We start from the raw sequence: 19,227 nt of genomic DNA, 5'->3' as shown, positions 1-19,227 counted from the left end.
GGGGTGGGGCTGCTGGGGCCCCCCCCAGACCGCGGGCTGCCCGGCGCCGGGCCCCGGCATCACCCCGTGCGGGCCCCGGCGGCCGGGGGGGGGGGGGGGGGGCCCGGGGGGGCGCGCCGCCCCCCCCGGCCGTGTCCGGCCTCAGCCGTCGCGGACCACGAAACCGCCGAGTTCGTCGTACACCTCGTCACCGGGGTGCAGCAGGCCGGCCGGGTCCGTGCAGTCCGCGTTCCGGTACGACTCCACGTCGTGGTCGGTCTCGTCGCGCAGCGCGAAGCCGGGGCGGTCGCCCGGGTAGCAGCGGCCGGGCCGCGGGTCGGCGAGCACGGCCTCCGTGTCCGGGCCGTCGGCGGGACGGTAGCGCCAGGTCACCGCACCCGGGTGCGGGACCGGCGCGGGCGCGGCGGGCAGCCGCGGGTAGTCCCGGCCGGCCTCCAGGGTGCCGAACAGCTGCGGGACCGTCACCAGGGTGAAGCCCCGGGCCCGCAGACCGTCGATCAGCTCGGGCAGCGCGTCCGGTGTGCTGGACACGGTGTCGTGCATCAGGATCACCGAGCCCGGGCGGGCCAGCGTCACCCCGCGCCGCGCGGTGCCGGCGGCGTCGTCGTCGCGCCAGTCGAGGGAGTCGACGTCCCAGAGCACCAGCGGGTGGCCGGTCCGCCGGACGGTCGCGCTGAACGCGCCGTACGGCGGGCGCAGCAACTCGGGGCGCACGCCGGTGGCCCGCTCCACCGCGTCCGCGCCCTGGTCGATCTCCTGGTTCACCCTTTCGGCGTCCAGCTTGGTCAGCTGGGTGTGGTCATAGGTGTGGTTGCCGACCGCGTGCCCCTCGGCCAGCTCCCGGCGCACCAGCGCGGGCCGGGCCGCCACCTCCTGACCGACCACGAAGAAGGTGGCCCGGACCCGCTCCGTGGCGAGGGTGTCCAACAGGCGTGGCGTGACGTCGGACGGCCCGTCGTCGAAGGTCAGCGCGACGCAGCGGAGCCGGGCGCAGTCCGGTCGCGCCGGATCGGGTACCGGCTGGGCCGTTGGCGCGATCGCCGGGGCGGCGTCGAACGGCCGGACCAGCCGGGGCGGCTCCGCCTCGTGGCCCGCCCCCGGGCAGCCGTGCCGCGAGCAGCCCGGGGAGCGGCCGGTGGTCCCCGGTGGCGCGGCCACCACCGGCCCGAGCAGCAGTCCGAGCAGCAACCCGAGCAGCACGACCGGCGCTCTCCCCCGGCGACGCCCGGTCATACCGGCAGTGACTCCGCCAGCAGGCGGCGTCCCAGCACCGCCGAGTAGCCGATCCCCCGTTCGGATGGTTTGACCGACCCACTCACCCGTTCGGTGGCGGCCCTGGTCGCCAGTAACCGCCGCGCCGTCGCCAGCGCCCGCTCCGGATCCCGCTCGCCCGTGTAGATGCACACCGTGTACTGGGCATCCCCGCGCCGCCGCGCGTGTGCCTCGGTGTGCGGGCAGGCGTCCAGGGCGTCGAGTTCGGCAACGAGCTTCCGCAGCACCGCGTAGTCGATCAACGGCATGGCCTAGTCCTTGTCATCGGTCACCACGGGCGATTACCCGGTCACGGAGGGATCGTCTCCTCGCCGCGCCGACTCCGCAACGTTTCCGCGGCCCGCGGACCGGCGCCCCGGGCCTCAGGGCTCGATCAGCCACGCGATCAGAGCGACCACCCCGGATCCGACCGTGCCGACGGCGGCGAGCAGCGCGAACCGGGCCACCAGCCCTCTCACCCACGGCACCCAGAGCGCCGCCGCGATCCGCTCCCAGAGCCGGGGGGCGGCGGTCTCGAAGGCGCCGCCGAACCCGGCGAGGCCGCCCAGCGCGAGGAGCAGGCAGAGACAGACACCGGCCAGCCGTCCGGCGATGGGCGCCACCCCGACCCGGTAGCAGTGCTCACCCGGCGCCTCCTGCACCGGCAGCACGGTGTTCCGGTGGAAGGAGTCGTCGATCGAGGCGGACGGGTCCACCCGGCTGCCGTCGTCGGCGCGGAAGGTGCCGTAGCAGGTGGTGTTCCGGTTCTTGCCGCTTCCCGTGGTGACGCAGCCGGTGACGGTGAGCAGGCCCGGGGTACCCGCCAGCCGGGTCGAGTACCGCAGCCCGTCGGCCAGTGAGACGGCGCCGCCCGCGCCGAGGCCGGTGAAGAGCAGCGCGCCGAGGAACAGGGACAGCGTGGCGCCGATCCGGCCCCGCCAGGTCGACGGCCCGTTCCGTCCGAGCGCCCCCGCCGACCGGTCACCTCTGCGCCGCGCCGCCATCGCCCGCTCCGTTCCCCGGTTCCCCGTGGGCCGCCGCTCACCGACCGGGCGGCGCGCCCCGGCGGAGCATCATGCCAGCTCAACGACACAGCACCCCGCCCGGGTCGGTCCCGGCGGGGTGCGGCGAGCTGGTCCGGAGTCAGAGCCTCCGCAGGGCCGGCAGCAGCACCTCCTGCGACCAGTCCAGGAAGGCCGGTTGGCTCTCGCCACCGATCTGGACCAGCGCGACCTCGCCGAACCCCGCGTCGGCGAAGGCGCGGACGGCGTCGACGAAGTCCTCCACCTCGTCCCCGCAGGGGATCGCCTCGGCGACGTCCTCGGCGCGGACGAACCGGCTCGCGCCGGCGAAGCCGGCGGTGCCCGGGAGTTCGGCGTTCACCCGCCACCCGCCGCCGAACCAGCGGAACTGCTCGTGCGCCCGGGCCACCGCGGTGGCCCGGTCCGGGTCGTAACTGACCGGCAGTTGGCCGACCGCCGGCTTTCCGGCCCCGCCGTGCCGGGCGAACGCGCCGAGCAGCTCGGCCTTCGGCTCGACCGCGATCACCACGTCGGCGAGCCGCCCGGCCAGCTCGCACGAGCGCGGCCCGGAGACCGCGAGCCCGATCGGCGGCGGGGTGTCCGGCAGGTCCCAGAGCCTGGCGGAGTCCACGTCGAAGTGCCGGCCGTGGTACGAGACGTAGCCGCCGCGGAACAGCGCGCGGATGATCTCCACGGCCTCCACCAGCATCTCGTGCCGGACCGCGGCAGCGGGCCAACCCCGGCCGACCACGTGCTCGTTGAGGTTCTCACCACTGCCCAGCCCGAGCCGGAACCGGCCGCCGGAGAGCAGTTGGACGGTCGCCGCCTTCTGCGCCACCACCGCCGGGTGGTAGCGGAAGGTCGGACAGGTCACATAGGTCATCAGCGGGATCCGGGTGGTGGCCTGGGCCGCCGCGCCCAGCACGCTCCAGGCGTAGGGCGAGTGCCCCTGCGAGTCCAGCCACGGGAAGTAGTGATCGGACGTCACCGAGAAGTCGAAGCCGGCGCGCTCGGCACGCACCGCATCCTCGACCAACTCGCGTGGTCCGCGCTGCTCGGTCATCATCGTGTAGCCGATCTTCACCATGGAGCACGCCTTTCCCCCGCGGTCGAACAGGATGCCGGCCGGCGCCTGTTCTCACCCGGAAGGGGGCGCCACGTGCCGTACGGCGCGTGCCGCCCGCGCGGCCCGGTCCCCGCCGTCGCGGCGGCGGTTCGGGCCGCTAACGGAAGATCGGACGCGCGAGCACCTCGCGGATCCGCTCGCCGACCTGTTCCGGCGCGGTGGCGGGGCGACGGAACGGCACCCGGAGGTCCTGGTGGCCGACGGGCCCCTCACGGCGCAGCGACAGACCGTGCTGGTCCAGGGCGAGCGGCAGCACCCGCGCCGGGTCGACCGGCGGACCGGGGCAGGCCGTCCGGGCCAGCGCGGCGAGCACCTCCTGGTGGCAGTCGGCGAGGTGCAACAGCAGGGAGGCCTCGAAGCGGGCGAGCGGGTCGGCGTGAGCGAGCAGGAGTTCGTCCAGCCCGACCGGCGCCAGCACGCCGTGCTCGACCAGCGAGACCTGCGCGAGGTCCAGGCCGAGCCAGCGCACCGAGCCGGACCCGGTCGGCAGTGGCTCCTCGTGCAGCCAGCCCGCCAGCACCAGCCGCGCCCGCACCCGGGCCCGGACCGCCACCGGCGCCACGTCGGTCAGCTCGACCACCGCGGCGAGCCCACCCCGCCGCGCCCGGCCCGCCACGTCCGGGGTGGCCTCGGCCACCTCGGCGGCGAGCGGGTGCGCGGCCGGCAGTTGGAGCAGCAACCGGTTGCCGGCCCCGAGGGTGTGCGCCCCGACGAGATCGCGCCGGTGACCGTCGGTCGCCACCGTCAGGGACGGCGAGGCGGCCAACATCGAACAGGCGCGCCCGGCGCGGCTCGGCAGCTGCGGACCCAGGTCTGCGGGACCCATCACACCTCCAGTTGATTAGGCAAGGCTAACCTAACTATCGCGAGGGCGCCTGGCAAGCGGGCGATAGAGGGAAAACACGTTCGTGGCGAACTTGTTCGGAACGAACGTGTTCGTTACCTTGAAGGCATGACAGCTCACTCCGATCCGCCGCGCAGCCGCCGGGAGCGGCCCGCCAAACCCGCCCTGACGCGGGAGGGCATCGTGGCCGCCGCCGTCGAGATCATGCGGGCCGAGGGTCTGCAGAAGGTCACCATGCGCCGGCTGGCGCAGCAGCTGGACACCGGTCCGGCCTCGCTCTACGTCTACGTCGGCAGCACCGCCGAGCTGCACGCGGCGATCCTGGACGAACTCCTGGGGACCGTCGAGTCGGCCCCGGCCGAGGGTTCCTGGCGCCAGCGCCTGGAGCAGGTGCTCACCCGCTACGCCGAGACGCTCTTCGAGCACCCCAGCCTGGCCCGCGCCGCGCTGGTCGCCCGCCCCGGCGGCGAGCACTACCTGAACCTGGTCGAGAGGCTGCTGGCGCTGCTGGACGAGGGCGGCGTCGCGCCCGGTCAGGCGGCCTGGGGCGTGGACGTGCTGCTGCAGTACGCCACCGCGAGCGCGGCCGAGCAGGCGACCCGGGCCCAGTCCCCCGACGACGCGAAGGACGCGTGGGACGCCCTCACCCGAGCCCTGCACGGGGCGTCCGACCGCACCCACCCGCAGATCGCCGCGCTCGCCGGCCCGCTGCTCTCCGGCGCGCCGCGGGAACGGCTCTCCTGGGGCTTCCAGGTCCTGATCAACGGCATCCTGCACACCCCCACCCCGACCACCCCCACCAGGAGCACCGCGTGACCACCCACCACCCCATCGCCGTCATCGGCGCCGGCCTCGGGGGCCTCACCCTCGCTCGCGTCCTGCGGGTCCACGGCATCGCCGCCACCGTCCACGAGCTGGACGCCGCCCCGGCCGCCCGCACCCAGGGCGGCATGCTCGACATCCACGAGGAGTCCGGCCAGGTCGCCCTGCGGGCCGCCGGCCTGCACGAGGAGTTCCGCACGCTGATCCACCCCGGCGGCGAGGCCATGCGGATCCTCGACCGGCACGCGACCGTCCACCTGGCGGAGGAGGGCGAGGGCGGACGCCCCGAGGTCGACCGCGGCCAGTTGCGCGACCTGCTGCTCGGCTCGCTGCCCGAGGGCACCGTCCGCTGGGGCGCGAAGGTCACCGGCGCACGCCCGCTGGGCGGTGGCCGGCACGAGGTGACCCTCGCCGACGGCGCCACCTTCACCACCGACCTGCTGGTCGGCGCGGACGGCGCCTGGTCCCGGATCCGCCCACTGGTCTCCACCGCCACCCCGGGCTACACCGGCGTCTCCCTGGTCGAGACGGACCTACTGGACGCCGACACCCGCCACCCCGGGAGCGCGGCGGTGGTCGGCGGTGGAATGCTCTTCGCGCTCGGTGCCGGCCGGGGCTTCCTCGCCCACCGCGAGACCGACGGCAGCCTGCACGTCTACACCGTGCTCAGGGCCCCGGAGAGCTGGATCCCCACCGTCGACTTCACCGAGACCGCGGCCGCCAAGGCGGCCGTGCTGGAGCACTTCACCGACTGGGACACCAGCCTGCGCGCGCTGGTCGCCGACGCCGACGGCGCGCTGACCCCGCGACCGGTCCACGCCCTGCCGGTCGGCCACCGCTGGGACCGGGTGCCCGGGGTCACCCTGCTCGGCGACGCCGCGCACCTGATGTCGCCGTTCGCCGGCGAGGGCGCCAACCTCGCCATGCTCGACGGAGCCGAGCTCGGCCAGGCCATCGCCGACCACCCCGGCGACCTCGAGGCCGCGCTCGCCGCCTACGAGTCGGCGCTCTTCCCGCGCAGCGAGGCCGCGGCGGCCGAGTCCGCCGACAGCCTGCTCACCTGCTTCCGCGCCGACGCCCCGCAGGGCCTGCTCGACCGGTTCGCCGCCCACCAGCAGGCGGGCTGACCGGCCCCGCCACTACCCGGCCGGGGTCGCCGCCACCGGCCGACCGGCCCTGGCCCCGGTCCCGCTCGCAGCGGCGGGCCAGACGGTGACCGGCCCCCGGGCGCGCAGCGCGACCCGGCTGCCGGGCGTCCAGCTCGCGCCGTCGGTGAGCCGCACGGTGACCGGCTCCGCGCCGTCACCGTCGAGGGTGCAGCGCACCACCGTGTCGTGGCCGTGGTAGCGGCGGTCGGTGACCACCGCCGTCAGCGCGCCCTCCTCGACCGGGCGCAGCTCGATCTGCTCGGGACGGACCAGCACCAGGGCCTGCCGGGTCGGGTCGCCGGCGGCCCAGTCCGGTGCGCCGTGCAGCGGCAGGCTACCGAGGACGGTCCGCACCGCGGTCGCGCCGTCGAGCGTTCCCGGCAGCAGGTTGGCCTCACCGACGAAGGCGGCGAGGCCGGGATCGGCCGGCCGCTGGTAGAGCTCGTGCGGTCCGGCGCACTGGGCGATCCGCCCGTCCCGGACCACCGCCACCAGGTCGGCCATCGACAGCGCCTCGTCCTGGTCGTGCGTCACCAGGATCGCGGTCGCCCCGAACTCGCGCAGGATCGCCTGCACATCGGCCCGGACACTGGCCCGCAACCCGGCGTCCAGCGCCGAGAAGGGCTCGTCGAGCAGCACGATCTGCGGGCGGACGGCGAGCGCCCGGGCCAGCGCGACGCGCTGCTGCTGGCCACCGGAGAGCTGGTGCGGATAGCGCCCCTCCAGCCCGGCCAGGCCGACCCGGTCCAGCAGTTCGCCGACCACGGCGGTGTGCCGGCGGGCCCGACCTGGCAGTCCGAACGCGACGTTGCCGGCCACCGTCAGGTGCGGGAAGAGGCCGCCGTCCTGCGGCACGTAGCCGATCTGCCGTCGCTCGGGCGGCAGTTGGCGCCGCCCGTCGTCAACCACCCGCTCTCCCAGGCTGACCGTGCCCGCATCCGCACGCTCGAACCCGGCGATCACCCGCAGCAGCGTGGTCTTCCCGCTGCCCGACGGACCGAGCACGGCCGCCAGGGCGCCGGCCGGGACCTCCAGGTCGACGCCGTGCAGCACGGGTTGGGCGCCGTAGGACTTGCTGACGCCACTCAGCGTGAGACTGGTCATGCGGATTGCTCCTGTCGTGCTCTGACCCGGTCGAACCAGCGGCCGAGGACGTAGCTGGGCACGGCGGCGATCGCCACCATCAGCGCCGCGTAGGGAGCCGCGGCGCCGTAGGAGAGGTCGGACTCGTACTCCCAGAACCGGCTGGCCAGGGTGTGCGCGCCGGTGGGGATGAGGATCAGGGTCGCGGTCAGCTCGGTGACCACGGAGAGGAAGACCAGGCAGAAGCCCGCCGCCAGTCCGGGCGCCACCAGCGGCAGGGTCACCCGCAGCGCGACCGACCAGCGCGGACGCCCGAGCGAGCGACCGATCTCCTCCAGCCCGACCGGCGCGGACGCCACCGAGGCGCGCACCGCGACCAGGGCCAGCGGGAAGAACATCACCGCGTACCCGATGACCAGCAACTCCGGGCTCTGGTAGAGCGCGAAGACGTAGCGGATCCCGAAGAACACCAGCCCCAGCGCGATCGCCAGCCCCGGCAGCCCCTGCACCAGGTAGGTGCTGCGCTCCAGCAGCACCGAGAACCTGCTGCGGTGCCGGACCGAGAGCAGCCCGACCGGCAGCGCGAGCAGCGTGGTCAGCGCGGCGGCACTGACCGCGTAGAGCGCGGTCTGGCCGGCCGCGCCGAGCAGTGAGGCCGGCGGCAGGGTGGTCGAGCCGCCCACCACGCACCAGTAGGCGAGGGTGCCCACCGGCAGCAGCAGCGCGACGGCGCTCAGCGCGGCCAGCGCGAGGCTGATCGCCACCAGGGCCGGCCGGCCCGGGCGGGCCCGGCGCGGCGCGCGGACCGCGACCTGCCGGGCCACCCGACCGCCGCCGCCCGCCGCGTACTCGGCGAGCAGCACGGCCAGGCTGAGCACCACCAGGACCAGCGACAGCGCGCAGGCCGCGGGCCCGTCGAAGCCCTGCAGGTACTCGGTGAAGATCTCGGTGGTGAAGGTCTGGAAGCGCAGGATCTCGAACGCGCCGTACTCGGCGAGCAGCGCGAGCGCGACCACCAGGCAGCCGCCGAGCAGCGCCGGGCGGATCTGCCGCAGCGTCACCTGGACGAACGCCTGCCACGGGGTCCGGCCCAGGCTGCGGGCCTGCTCCTCGAGGCCGGCGTCACCGGCCCGCAGCGCGGCGGCGACCGGCAGGTACACCAGCGGGTAGAGCGAGAGCGTCATCACGATCACCGCCCCGGTCAGCCCCTGGGCGAACGGCACCCAGGACGACCAGGCGTAGCCGACCACGAAGTCCGGCAGCGCGACCGGCAGCACCAGCAGCACCGCCCAGACCCGGCGGCCGGGCAACGCGACCCGCTCCACGCAGTAGGCGGCCGCGGTGCCCAGCACCGCGCAGCAGAGCGTGACGATCGCGGTCAGTTCGACGGTGTTGCGCAGCAGGGTCCAGGTGAGCCGCCGGAACAGCAGCCCGGAGATGGTGGACCAGCCGGCCTGGTCCGCCTGGAGCAGCAGGAAGCCGAGCGGCAGCAGCAGCAGCGCGGCGACCGCGACCGAGAGCCCGGTGAGCAGCCACGGCACGCGTCGGCCGCGCCGGGCTGCCGACGGGCGCGCCGCCCCGGCGGGCCCGGGGCCCGTCGGGGCGGCGGCGAGGGTGGAGGAGTTCGCCATCGGACGGGCGCCTAGAGGAGCTGGGCCCGCTGGAGCAGACTGATCGCCTGCGAGCCGTCACCGAGGTCGGCGATGCCGAGGTTGGTCGGCTTCAGCTGGTCGAAGGGGGTCTCGGGCTGCGCGGTGGTCACCCCGGAGCCGATCGGGTACTCGAAGCTGTCACTGGTGGCGATGATCTTCTGGGCCTCGGCCGAGCCGAGGAAGGCGATGAACTTCTGCGCCTCGGCCTGGTGCTTGCTGGAGGCGAGGATCCCGGCCCCGGACACGTCCATCACGTAGCCGGGGTCCTGCGGTGCGAAGGTGGCGATCGCGGAGTTCATGGCTCCGTTGTTCTCGGCCTTCAGCCGGTACCAGTAGTACTGGTTGATGAGGCCGATGGCGGCCTTGCCGCTGTTCACCATCGAGGTGAGCGTCTCGTTGTCCGGGTAGGTCAGCGAGCCCGCGTTGGCCTTCACCGCGTTGAGCCACTGACTGGCGTAGGCGGCGCCGTGCGACTTGACCAGGGAGGTGACGATGGGCTGGAAGTCCGTCTCGCCCACGGCCAGGCCGAGCTTGCCCTTCCACTGCGGGTCGGCGAGCTGGGTCAGCGAGGTGGGCAGCTGGGAGGGCTGGACCAGCTTGGTGTTGTAGATCATCACGCTGACCCGGGCGGAGACGCCGAGCCAGTCGCCCTGCGGCGAGTCGTACTGCGCGGGGACCTCCGCCAGGGCGGTCTTGTCCACCGGCGCGAGCAGGTTCTTCTCCTGGAGCTGCATCAGCGCGGGAGAGTTCTCGGTGTAGAAGATGTCGGCGGGGGCGTGCGACCCCTCCTGCTCGATCTGGTTGGCCAACACGTCCTCGTCGTCGCTGCGGACGTTGACCTTGATCCCGGTGTCCTTGGTGAAGGCGGCCACCAGCGCGTCGGTGGTCTGCTCGTGCTGCCCGTTGTAGAGGGTCAACGCGGACGCGGAGCCGGACTTCGAGGAGGAGCCGGAGCAGCCGGTGAGAGCCGCCGCGGCCAGGGCTCCGACCACGAGGAAGCCGAGGGGGGTACTGGCGATGCGTCGCATGGGTATGCCTTTCCGGGACACGCACGACGGCAGCCGGGCATGCCTGAGCTACAACACAAGAGGGTGGTGCCGCCTTCAGCCGTGGGGTGCGGCAGCGCAGCTAAGGTATACCTAACTTCTGAAAAGGAAAACACCGCCCCCACCTCCCCGGCCGGGCGGCTCCCAGGGTTCCCGAAGGTTTCTCACAGGGTTTTGCCGAGCCTTTTCCGACCCTTTCCGTCCACCCCGGACCAGCGGTTTTCCGAATTCGGTGCGCGCGCCGCTCAGGACGGGCGCACGGCTGCCGGCACGGTGACCGGGACGGCGAGCAGTCGGCCGGTGCGCGCCAGGTCGGCGGTGCTCGCCGGGCCGTGCCACCGAGCCGCCGTGATGTACAGCGTCCGCCCGTCCGGGCCGCCCAGCGCGCAGGAGAAGCAGCCGCGGTCCACCTCGACGGTCTCCAGCACCTCGCCGCCCTCGCGGACCCGTACGCACTGCCGGCCGGGGACGTCCGCGAACCAGAGGGCGCCCTCGGCGTCGAGGCAGATGCCGTCCGGGGCCGCGCCGGCCAGCTCGGCCCAGGTCCGGCGGCCGGTCAGGCTCCCGTCGGGCTGGATGGCGAAGGCGGTGATCCGCGCGGCGTAGGACTCGGCGAGCAGCAGCGTGCCGCCGTCGGGGGTCACCGCCATGCCGTTGGGGAAGGCCAGGCCGTCCGCGACCCGGCGCGCCGAGCCGTCGGGGGTGACCACCGCGAGGACGCCGGGCGCGGCCGGCTCGCCGGCCAGGAAGTCGAAGCCGACGCTGTTGACGAAGGCGTTGCCACGGCCGTCCACCGCGATCTCGTTCCAGGGGCAGTCGCACAGCTCACCCAGCTCGGCGTGCGGGACCAGTGAGCCGTCCGCCTCCCGGCGCAGCACCCGCCGATCGCTGCCGGCGACGACCAGCAGCCGGCCGTCCGGCAGCCAGTCGATGCAGAACGGGAAGGCCGGCACCCGGGCGACCACCTCGCTGCGGCCGGCCGGATCGACGGCGATCAGCTCGTGCGCTCCCCAGTCGCAGAACCAGAGCCGACCCTGGTGCCAGCGCGGCGACTCGCCGAGCAGCAGGTCGGTCAGCAGGACGCGGGGCTCGGGCACGGTGGACTCCTCAGTGGGCGACTCCCCCATTGGACGACGGCGGCTCGCGAATCTCATCCGCGCGCTGACCCGTTCCGCTCAGCGTCCGCCGTCCAGGTGACCCGCCGCGGCGATGGTGGACTGAGCCCGACCGGACCGGGTAGCCGGCAGGTATGGGATTCTTCGCGAAGCGCCGCCCCGCCGCGCCCTGGCCGCCGGCCGACGGTGACGAGCAGGCTGTTGCGGGCGAGGCGGCTGGGGCGGGTGAGCTGGGTGAGTTCGCCGCCGGCCTGCGGCACTGGGAGCTGCCCGAGCCGCGCACCGCCGCCGGCCGACGGGCCCGGCGGCGCAGCCGGGAGCGGGAGCGCGAGCGGCTCGGCGCGGTCCGGCGCAGCCTGGCCACCGCGCGCCGGGCGGCCCGTGGACCGACCGCGGTCGGCCGGCTGCTCACCGACCGCCTGCTGGCCGCCGCGCCCCGCATCCCGATCCGCGACCTGGCCACCCTGCGTGCCCAGCACCCGCAGGTCAGTGACCCCGAGGAGCTGGCGGATCTGCTGGTCAAGGGGGCCTGCCGGGCGGCCGCCGGGGTCGGCGCGGGGATCGGCGCGGCCGCCATGGTCCCGACACCGCCGGCGATCACCATCGAGATCGCCACCGAGACCTTGGCCGTCGCGGCGGTGGAGATCAAGCTGATCGCCGAGCTGCACGAGGTGTACGGCCAGCCCGCGCCCGGCAACCCCGTGCAGCGGGCCACCGCCTACGTCGGGGCTTGGGCCAACCGCCGCGGCATCGACAGCGTCAGCCTGCTCCGGCCGAGCGGCCTGCTGACCCTCGGCGTGGGGGCCGGGTTGCGCGAGCAGGTCCGCAAGCGGCTGGCCCGCAGCACGGTGCGCCGGCTGCCCACGCTGACGCCGTTCCTGATCGGCTCGGCGCTGGGCGCGAGCCTCAACCGCCGGGACACCCAGCGGCTGGCCCACGAGATCCGGGCCGACCTGCGCGGCCGCCCGCCGGTCGATCCGGCCGCCTGGGCCCGGGCCCGGCAGCCGGTCCGGCCCGCGGAGGGCTGAGAGCGCGGACGAACGGCGGTGGGCCGCCGCGAGCTCGGCGCTCGCGACGGCCCACCGGCCTATCGTGGTGACAACTAGCCGCTCAGAGCACGGCGTTGAGGGTGAAGGGCTGAGTGACCGTACCCGCCGGGCTCTTGGCGGTCAGGGTCAGGTGGAAGGCCCCCAGCGCCAGTTCACGGCCGGAGATGGTGGCCGTGCCGCTGGTCCCGGGGGTGAAGGTCAGCCCCGCGGGGAGCGTGCCGGACTCGCTCAGCACCGCCGCCGGGAAGCCGGTGGTGGTGACGGTGAAGCTGAACGGGAACAGCGCGCCGACGGTGGCGCTCGACTTGCTGGTGATCGCCGGCGCCTGGTTGACCGTCAGCGCCAACGCCTGGGTGGCCGTGCCGACGGCGTTCTTCGCGGTCACGGTGAGCGGGTAGACGCCGCCGGTGCCCGCGGCGGGGGTGCCGGAGAGAGTGCCGGTGCCGTTGCCGTTGTCCTTGAAGCTCAGGCCGGACGGCAGGGTGCCCGCCACCGCGAGGCTGACCGGCCCGGTGCCGGTGCTGGTCACCGTGAAGCTGCCGGCCGAGCCGGTGGCCAGGGTGACCGCGCTGGCGCTGTTGACCGCCGGCCCGGTGCTCTGGCTGACGGTGACCGTGACGCTCGCCGTGCCGGTGCCGGAGGCGTTGGTCGCGGTCACCGTCACCGGGTAGCTGCCGGCCGTGCCGGAGGCCGCGGTGCCGCTGATGCTGCCCGTGCCGTCGCCGTTGTCCTTGAAGCTCAGGCCGCTCGGCAGGCTGCCGCTCTCGCTGAGGGCGGGGGCGGGGTAGCCCTTGGTGGTCACCGCGAAGGTGCCCGCCGTGCCGGTGCTGAAGGCCGCCGTGCCGCCGCTGGTGACGGAGGGTTGCTCGGCGACGGTGAGGGTGTAGCTCTGGGTGACGCTACCGGTGGCGTTGGTGGCCGTGATGGTCAGCGGGTAGCTGCCGCCGCTGCCGGTCGCCGGGGTGCCGGAGAGGGTGGCGGTGCCGTCGCCGTTGTCCTGGAAGCCGACGCCGGACGGCAGGGTGCCGCTCTCGCTGAGCGCCGGGGCCGGGGAGCCGGTGCTGGTCACCGTGGTGCTGAACGCGGTGCCGACCGTGGCGGCCTGGCTGGCCGCGCTGGTGATGGCCGGAGCGGTGTTGACGGTCAGGGTGCTGGAGGCGCCGGCGGCCAGCGAGCTCCAGGACGACAGGGTTCCGCCGTAGGACTGGCCGAAGGCGGCGCCGTTGACGGTGGTTCCGCTCGGCACGGTGACCGGGACGGAGACCGTGCTGCCACCGCCGTTGGTGATCACGACCTGGCCGTTCTGCACCGACGCGGTGACCGAGCCGGCCTTCTCGGCGGCGGCCCAGGCGGCCGAGTCACCGAGGGTCTGCGAGGTGGTCGCGTCGGTCATCTGGACCAGTGGCGTGGTGTACCAGCTGTTGTACTGCGCCAGCATGTCGTTGATCAGGCTGATCAGCGTGTATCCGTAGTCGGAGGTGACGCCGTTGACGGTCTGGGTGGCCGGGCCGATCAGGTTGGTCTGGTGGGCGTAGTTCATCCGCGGGTCGTCGTTCAGCACATGGCCGAGCATGATCCGGGACTCGCTGGCGAGCACCTGCGCCTCGGTGGCCGCGGTGGTGCTGCAGGTGGTCGACGGGGTGTCGACGCACTTGCCGGTCTCGTTCGGGTACTGCGGGTCGTTCATCGAGGAGCCCTGGGCCACGTAGGCGGTGTTGTACTCGCTGAGCTCGTCGGGCCAGCTGGCGGCGTTGTAGTAGATGTTGCTCGGGTAGCGCGGCGCGGAGTCCGCGGTGTTGCTCGCGCCGGAGGCCGAGGTCCCCTGGATGGTGTAGCTCTGCGGCTGGCGCGAGGCGTCGGTGCCGAAGACGCCGATCCCCATGTCCGCCATCGCCTTCGGCATGTTGGGGTTCTCCAGGCCGGAGTGCTCACCGGTGACCAGGTTGGCGCTGCTCCAGTTGGTCAGGCCGTTGTTGGCGGCGAAGGCGTCGTCCAGGCCGATCTCCTGCTCGATGCTGGAGTCCGGCTGGGTGCTCGTGGCCGGCAGCCAGGCGGCGCTCGAGGAGCAGTCGATGCCGGGGTCGGTGGCGGTCGGGAAGGTGCTGGTGCTGCCCGGGCCGCCGCCGGGGGCGGCCGCCCCGGTGTCGGTGAAGGAGTAGCTGGTGGTGGCGCCGGTCGGGTCCTCCTTGACCTGGCCGACGAGGCCGAAGCTGGTCGAGCCGGCCGGGGCGCGGTAGATGTTGTAGCCCCAGAAGCCGGTGCCGCCGGAGTACAGGGACTCCAGGCCGGACAGCGAGGGGCCGCCGGCGTTGGTGGCGTCCGGCCAGGTCAGCGAGACCGAGCCGTTCGCGCCGACGGTGACCTGCTGCGGGGTGGAGGGCTCCGACTCACCGTAGGCGGTGGCGGCGGTGATCTCGTAGCTGTAGCCGCCGGCCGCCAGCGAGCCGCCGGTGCCCGCGGTCGGCGCGTTGGCCGGCTGCGGTCCGCCGACCTGGCAGCCCAGGTACATGTGCGACCAGGTGTGCGTGATCCAGTTGAAGTTGGCCTGCTGCTTGAGCAGTTCGTTGACGAAGGCGGAGTCGTTCGGGTAGCCGCTGTCCACCGTCTGACCCGGGTCGGTGAAGGTCTGGCCGTTCACCGTGGTGCTGCCGGAGCAGTTGGCGCTGGACTCCTCGCCCGTGGTGGGCGCGGTGCAGGCGCCGATCGCGTTGAACGCGAACTCCAACTTGACGCCGGTCTGCTTCTCCCAGTTCACCACGTAGTCCACGTCGGCCGCACTCATCTGCTGGTCCGGCGGGCCGTCAGCGGCGTTGCCACCCACGCCGGGCGGGCAGAGCACGTCGTTCGGGTCGGTCGCTCCCGGCGTGCACTGGTACTGCCGGCTCCACTCGTTGTCCGAGATGAAGAAGTCGTCCACGTCCTGGCCGAAGTAGTTCCGGTACAGGCCGAGGTGGGTGTTCTGGGTGACCCAGTTGACCAGGCCCGGCGCCAGCAGCAGCCAGGGCAGCATGGTGGAGCTGTAGTTGAAGTTGAGCGACAGCTCGGAGACGCCGGCCTGGGCGTCCGTGCTGGGGTGCTGGTAGACCGAGGCCAGCAGCTGACCGGCCGAGTTCTGCAGCCAAGGGGTCACCGGCGCGCCGGAGTTGGCGGTCGCCGGGTATCCGTATGAGCCGCTCTCGAACGGCACCGGCCCCTTGAGCTCGGGCAGTTGGGCCAGCGCGGCGGTGGTGAGCTGGGCCGTACCGGAGACCGCTCCGGAGCTCGCCGCGGTCAGGCCGAGCGAGCTGGAGGGGTAGCTGTAGCCGTCGAGTTGGCGGATCCCGAAGCTCGACTCGTAGCTGTCCAGCGCGCTGAGCTGGCCGGTCGCGAAGAACACCGGTGAGTCCGCGAAGACCACACCGTTGTAGTAACCGTGCGTGCCACTGGACAGCGCCGGCAGGGTCAGCGTCTCGCTGCCCACCGAGCCGCTGCCGTTCACCAGGGTGTAGGGAACCCCCTCGGTGTCCAGCGCCGACTGCCAGGCCGTGGTGGTGGCGTCGCCCGTACCACCGCCGACCAGCAGGACCTTCAGATCGAGTTGCGGCGGTGTCGCCGCAGCGGCCGGCAGCACGGTCTGACCGCCCGCCAGCAGGGTGAACGCGGCCACCCCCGCCGCGAACCACCTCGTCCCTCGCCTCAACACATGCCCCTCCTAAGGCGTTTGTTCGTAGGCACCTGGAATCGTCCGCCCGGTGCGCCCCCACACCCTTGCGCATCGCGGGCGCCGGATCGGGCGATTTCGCCGGATCAGGGGCAGATCTTCATCCGACTCCGAGGCCGTGTGAACAGGCTGTACGCGTACCACCACCGGGCATCTCCGCGCGCCTCGCGCACCCTTCCCGCTCACCTCGGCTTCCCGCCCACCTCGCGCGGCCCACCCCTCGGCCCCGGAGACCCCGCACCCGATTTGACCTGTTCTTGACAGAGGTATATGTCAAGCCGCCCGCCCGGGTCCGACACACGCCGAGGGCGCGCGCAACCGCCGACCGTCAGTGCGCCCTGCCATGCTGGGAGCCGCTCGACCTTCCCAGTACGGCACCAGCGTGCGAGGAGCATGCATGCTCACTTCCACCCACGTCCCGGGCGGGCCCAACTGGCTCGACCTCGGCACCCCCGACGTTCCGGCCGCCGTCGCCTTCTACTCGGCCCTCTTCGGCTGGGAGTTCGAATCGGCCGGCCCGGCGGCCGGCGGCTACGGCCGCTTCCAGGTGGACGGCAAGACCGTCGCCGCCGTCGGCCCGCTCACCGAGGAGGGTGCCTCCTCCGCCTGGACGGTCTACTTCCGCACCGCGGACGCGGAGGCCACCGCCAAGGCCGTCGAGCAGGCGGGCGGCACGGTCCGCTTCGGACCCTCCGACGTCCTCACCGCCGGCCGGATGGCGGGCTTCACCGATCCGACCGGTGCCGAGTTCGCCGTCTGGCAGTCCGGCGACGTCCAGGGTCTGGACTTGGTCAACTCCCCCAACTCCGCCAGCTGGCTGGAGCTCTACACCACCGACGCGGCCGCGGCGAAGGCCTTCTACCGCTCGGTCTTCGACTGGGAGACCCACGACCGGACGATGCCCGGCGACCTCGTCTACAGCACCGTCTCCCCCGCGGGCGGCGGCGAGCAGACCACGCACGGTGGCATCCTGCAGTTGCCGGAGGTGAACCTGGCGGCCGGCTCGCGCTCCGAGTGGCACCCGTACTTCGAGGTCCCGGACTGCGACGCGGCGGTGGCCACGGCGACCTCGCACGGCGCCACGGTTCTCCTGCCGCCCGTCGAAACCCCGGGCACCGGACGGCTGGCCATGCTGCTCGACCCGTTCGGCGCCCTGTTCGCCGTGATCAGGAGCGCCACTCCCTGAGCGCCGTCGGCACGGCGCGGACCCAGGTGTGGTCGTCCGTCAGATAGGCGGCCACCGCCAACCCCTGTGCGGCCAGCGCCCGTTCGAAGGCTTCGCCGGTCAGCGGACGCGAGCGGAAGGTCTGCGTCCAGCGTCCGTCCGGGAAGAGGTACTCGGCGTGGACGGACCGCACGCCGTCCCCGACCGGCTCCGAGGAGACGATCCGGACCAGGCCGTCGCCCACCTTCCGCTCCCTCGGCAGATTGTCGTGCTGATCCGCGGCCTCACGCTGGATCAGCACGCAGCCGTCCGCCGCGACATGCCGCCGGCAGGCCCGCAGCAGCCCCCGGCTCACCTGCGGATCACCCGCGTGCACCAGGCAGGAGGCCAGCAACACGACATCGAAGGTCTCGGCCAGCCGCAGCGTCTCGATCGCACTGCACACCGTGCGCGCCCCACGGACCCGCGCCAGCATCTCCGCCGACTCGTCGACGGCCGTCACGGTGAAGCCACGCCGAACCAGTGGATGCGTCATCCGGCCGACGCCACAGCCGAGTTCGAGAATCCGCGCGCCGACCGGCACGGCCCGCTCGATGATGTCCGGCGCCTCCCCCACCGGCAGCCGCTCCCACACCTCCACCGCGCAGCCGTCCGGCGTGATCGCTCCGGAGCCCGTGCCGTGATAACCCACTCGCATCGTCTCTCCCATCCTCCCATCGGAACACGGTCCGCCGCCGAGCGGAAGCACCTGGCGAGGGGCAGGACGCGTGTCGACCTCTGTTCGACCTTCGGGGGACACCGGGGTACCGCCTGCGCGCGGGCCGGCGCCTCCGCGTCCGGCAAGTGCGGTGAGATCAACGGCGGCAAGTACCAGGCAGCCGGCAGCCGTTCCGCTCCAGAGCGTGAAGACCCCCGCGTGCGCCAGGAGTTGCGTCCCAACGAGCGGTGCGACGACTCCGGCGACCCCCCAACTGGTGCCGTACACGGCGAGATAGCGGTCCACCCCGGCTGGCGGCGCGAGGTCGGCGACCAGGCTCTGCGCCCGGCCGAGCAGAAACAGGTCGCCAACGCTCCAGACGACGGTTGCCGCCACGAACACCGGCAACGAGCGCGCGACGGCGTAGCCACCCAACCCGACCGCGAGCAAAAGGTGACCGAGCCCGAGAGCGACCGGAGCGGACAACCGTTCCACCCGGTCGACCAACAGCAACGGCCGCCCCACGACCACGGTGAGTGCGGAGGTGGTGAGCAGCAGCCCGGCATCAGCGCTCGGCAGCCCACGCCCGGCGAGGGAGAGCGGCAGCAGCATCGTGATCTGCAGATAGACCAGCGCGAAGAGCGTCCCGGAGGCGAGGAGAACCAGCAACGGGCGATCCCGCCAGGGCGCGATCTCGACGTCGGCCGGCCCGACCTCCAACGCACCCACGCCCTCGTCCCGCCCGGCAGCCGGGAGCACGGCGGGACGGGCGCGTGCAGCGCCGGCGGCCGGGGCGCTCGGCACGGCGGTGGCACCGGACCGCGCGACATCGGCGGATTCGACCTCCGAGGCGGACCCCGGGGCGGGGGGCGGTGGGAGCGGCAGGTCGGCGGGGACGGCTCTTGGGAGGGCGGGGCCGACCGCCCGGGTGGGGCAAGGGAGTTCCGGGTCGGGCGGGAGGGCGGTGTGGGCGAGGAGGGCACAGGCGAGGGAGCTGGCCGCGTCGGCGACGAAGAGGGGGCGCAGGTCGTGCTGGCCCAGCAGGGTGGCGAGCAGGCCGGCCGCGATGCCGGCGGCGGCCAGCGCGGAGTTCAGCAGGCTGTAGGCGCGAATGCGGTGCTCCGGGGCCACCGCGTCCGCGATCATCGCCTGGCTCGGTGGTTCGTGGAGTTCGAAGACCAGGCCGAGCAGCACCGCGCAGGCAACCAGACGTGGCAGCGAGTCCGCGGCGGCGATGCCGAGTTGGGCGAGTGCGCAGCCGGCCAGGCCGAGGACGATCGTGCGGCGGCGGCCGAGGCGCGCGGCGAGACGGCCGCCGGCCAGTCGGGAGGGGATGGTGGCCAGCCCGAAGGCGGCGGAGACGACTCCGGCCGTCGCCGCTCCGGCGCCGAACCCGGTGCCGACCAGCGTGGCAAGGAAGGGCATCGAGAACGCCCCGATCCGGTTCACCGCCCGGGCGACGATGAGCAGGCGGACGGGGTAAGGGAGTTGCGGAGCCGAAGGGGAG

The 19,227-nt window shown here is 73.7% G+C and carries 15 protein-coding genes and 1 pseudogene; 4 read left to right on the top strand and 12 right to left on the bottom strand.

What is annotated here, in order from left to right:
* Positions 1-141 precede the first annotated feature (141 nt).
* The 5 genes from ACIGXM_RS27830 to ACIGXM_RS27810 all read right to left on the bottom strand — a co-directional run bounded on the left by ACIGXM_RS27830 (position 142) and on the right by ACIGXM_RS27810 (position 4,225).
* A complete protein-coding gene (locus tag ACIGXM_RS27830; RefSeq protein ID WP_396565517.1) occupies positions 142-1,233 on the bottom strand; it encodes a polysaccharide deacetylase family protein in 1,092 nt (363 codons plus the stop codon).
* Complete coding sequence (locus ACIGXM_RS27825; protein WP_396565515.1) at positions 1,230-1,520, bottom strand: DUF5133 domain-containing protein; 291 nt, start codon at positions 1,518-1,520, stop codon at positions 1,230-1,232. The genes ACIGXM_RS27830 and ACIGXM_RS27825 overlap by 4 nt, the downstream gene beginning before the upstream one ends.
* Before the next feature lie 114 nt (positions 1,521-1,634).
* The gene (locus ACIGXM_RS27820) at positions 1,635-2,255 is read right to left on the bottom strand and encodes a hypothetical protein (protein WP_396565513.1); all 621 of its coding nucleotides are present in this window, start codon (positions 2,253-2,255) and stop codon (positions 1,635-1,637) included.
* A 139-nt stretch (positions 2,256-2,394) separates the two neighbouring features.
* Complete coding sequence (locus ACIGXM_RS27815; protein ID WP_396565511.1) at positions 2,395-3,360, bottom strand: LLM class F420-dependent oxidoreductase; 966 nt, start codon at positions 3,358-3,360, stop codon at positions 2,395-2,397.
* Positions 3,361-3,496: 136 nt separating this feature from the next.
* Complete coding sequence (locus tag ACIGXM_RS27810) at positions 3,497-4,225, bottom strand: DUF2470 domain-containing protein (RefSeq protein ID WP_396565509.1); 729 nt, start codon at positions 4,223-4,225, stop codon at positions 3,497-3,499.
* A 126-nt stretch (positions 4,226-4,351) separates the two neighbouring features.
* Here ACIGXM_RS27810 and ACIGXM_RS27805 point away from each other — a divergent pair, with 126 nt between their 5' ends.
* Both ACIGXM_RS27805 and ACIGXM_RS27800 read left to right on the top strand, forming a co-directional pair.
* Positions 4,352-5,059, top strand: coding sequence for a TetR/AcrR family transcriptional regulator (locus tag ACIGXM_RS27805; protein WP_396565507.1), 708 nt, complete (start codon positions 4,352-4,354; stop codon positions 5,057-5,059).
* The gene (locus ACIGXM_RS27800; protein ID WP_396565505.1) at positions 5,056-6,192 is read left to right on the top strand and encodes an FAD-dependent oxidoreductase; all 1,137 of its coding nucleotides are present in this window, start codon (positions 5,056-5,058) and stop codon (positions 6,190-6,192) included. Before ACIGXM_RS27805 ends, ACIGXM_RS27800 begins: the two co-directional genes overlap by 4 nt.
* Before the next feature lie 12 nt (positions 6,193-6,204).
* Here the strand turns inward: ACIGXM_RS27800 and ACIGXM_RS27795 are convergent, their stop codons facing one another.
* The 4 genes from ACIGXM_RS27795 to ACIGXM_RS27780 form a co-directional block, all read right to left on the bottom strand.
* Positions 6,205-7,317 (bottom strand): ABC transporter ATP-binding protein, encoded by a 1,113-nt coding sequence (locus tag ACIGXM_RS27795; protein ID WP_396565503.1) that lies wholly within the window; start codon positions 7,315-7,317, stop codon positions 6,205-6,207.
* Positions 7,314-8,927: an ABC transporter permease gene (locus tag ACIGXM_RS27790; protein WP_396565501.1), complete on the bottom strand. Its 1,614-nt coding sequence runs from the start codon at positions 8,925-8,927 to the stop codon at positions 7,314-7,316. Before ACIGXM_RS27790 ends, ACIGXM_RS27795 begins: the two co-directional genes overlap by 4 nt.
* Positions 8,928-8,938: 11 nt before the next feature.
* Positions 8,939-9,976, bottom strand: a complete 1,038-nt coding sequence (locus ACIGXM_RS27785; RefSeq protein WP_396565499.1) for an extracellular solute-binding protein — start codon at positions 9,974-9,976, stop codon at positions 8,939-8,941.
* Between the two features lie 263 nt (positions 9,977-10,239).
* On the bottom strand, positions 10,240-11,091 hold the full coding sequence (locus ACIGXM_RS27780; RefSeq protein ID WP_396565497.1) for an SMP-30/gluconolactonase/LRE family protein: 852 nt from the start codon (positions 11,089-11,091) through the stop codon (positions 10,240-10,242).
* Positions 11,092-11,243: 152 nt separating this feature from the next.
* On the opposite strand from ACIGXM_RS27780, the gene ACIGXM_RS27775 reads away from it, so the two are divergent.
* The gene (locus ACIGXM_RS27775; protein WP_396565495.1) at positions 11,244-12,137 is read left to right on the top strand and encodes a hypothetical protein; all 894 of its coding nucleotides are present in this window, start codon (positions 11,244-11,246) and stop codon (positions 12,135-12,137) included.
* 82 nt (positions 12,138-12,219) lie between these two features.
* Here ACIGXM_RS27775 and ACIGXM_RS27770 read toward each other — a convergent pair whose 3' ends face one another.
* Positions 12,220-15,837: a putative Ig domain-containing protein gene (locus ACIGXM_RS27770; protein WP_396565493.1), complete on the bottom strand. Its 3,618-nt coding sequence runs from the start codon at positions 15,835-15,837 to the stop codon at positions 12,220-12,222.
* 418 nt (positions 15,838-16,255) lie between these two features.
* On the opposite strand from ACIGXM_RS27770, the gene ACIGXM_RS27765 reads away from it, so the two are divergent.
* The gene (locus ACIGXM_RS27765) at positions 16,256-17,044 is read left to right on the top strand and encodes a VOC family protein (RefSeq protein ID WP_396565491.1); all 789 of its coding nucleotides are present in this window, start codon (positions 16,256-16,258) and stop codon (positions 17,042-17,044) included.
* Here ACIGXM_RS27765 and ACIGXM_RS27760 read toward each other — a convergent pair.
* Both ACIGXM_RS27760 and ACIGXM_RS27755 read right to left on the bottom strand, forming a co-directional pair.
* A complete protein-coding gene (locus ACIGXM_RS27760) occupies positions 17,025-17,720 on the bottom strand; it encodes a class I SAM-dependent methyltransferase (RefSeq protein ID WP_396565531.1) in 696 nt (231 codons plus the stop codon). The genes ACIGXM_RS27765 and ACIGXM_RS27760 overlap by 20 nt on opposite strands.
* A 258-nt stretch (positions 17,721-17,978) precedes the next feature.
* Positions 17,979-19,169 (bottom strand): annotated as a pseudogene (locus ACIGXM_RS27755) (MFS transporter); the annotation flags it as partial.
* Positions 19,170-19,227 lie beyond the last annotated feature (58 nt).

The organism is Kitasatospora sp. NPDC052896, from assembly GCF_044547075.1.
In the GTDB taxonomy this organism is placed as follows: Bacteria; Actinomycetota; Actinomycetes; order Streptomycetales; family Streptomycetaceae; genus Kitasatospora.
Note: the sequence above shows the minus strand (reverse complement) of the source record. Positions and strands in the feature narration are given on the sequence as shown.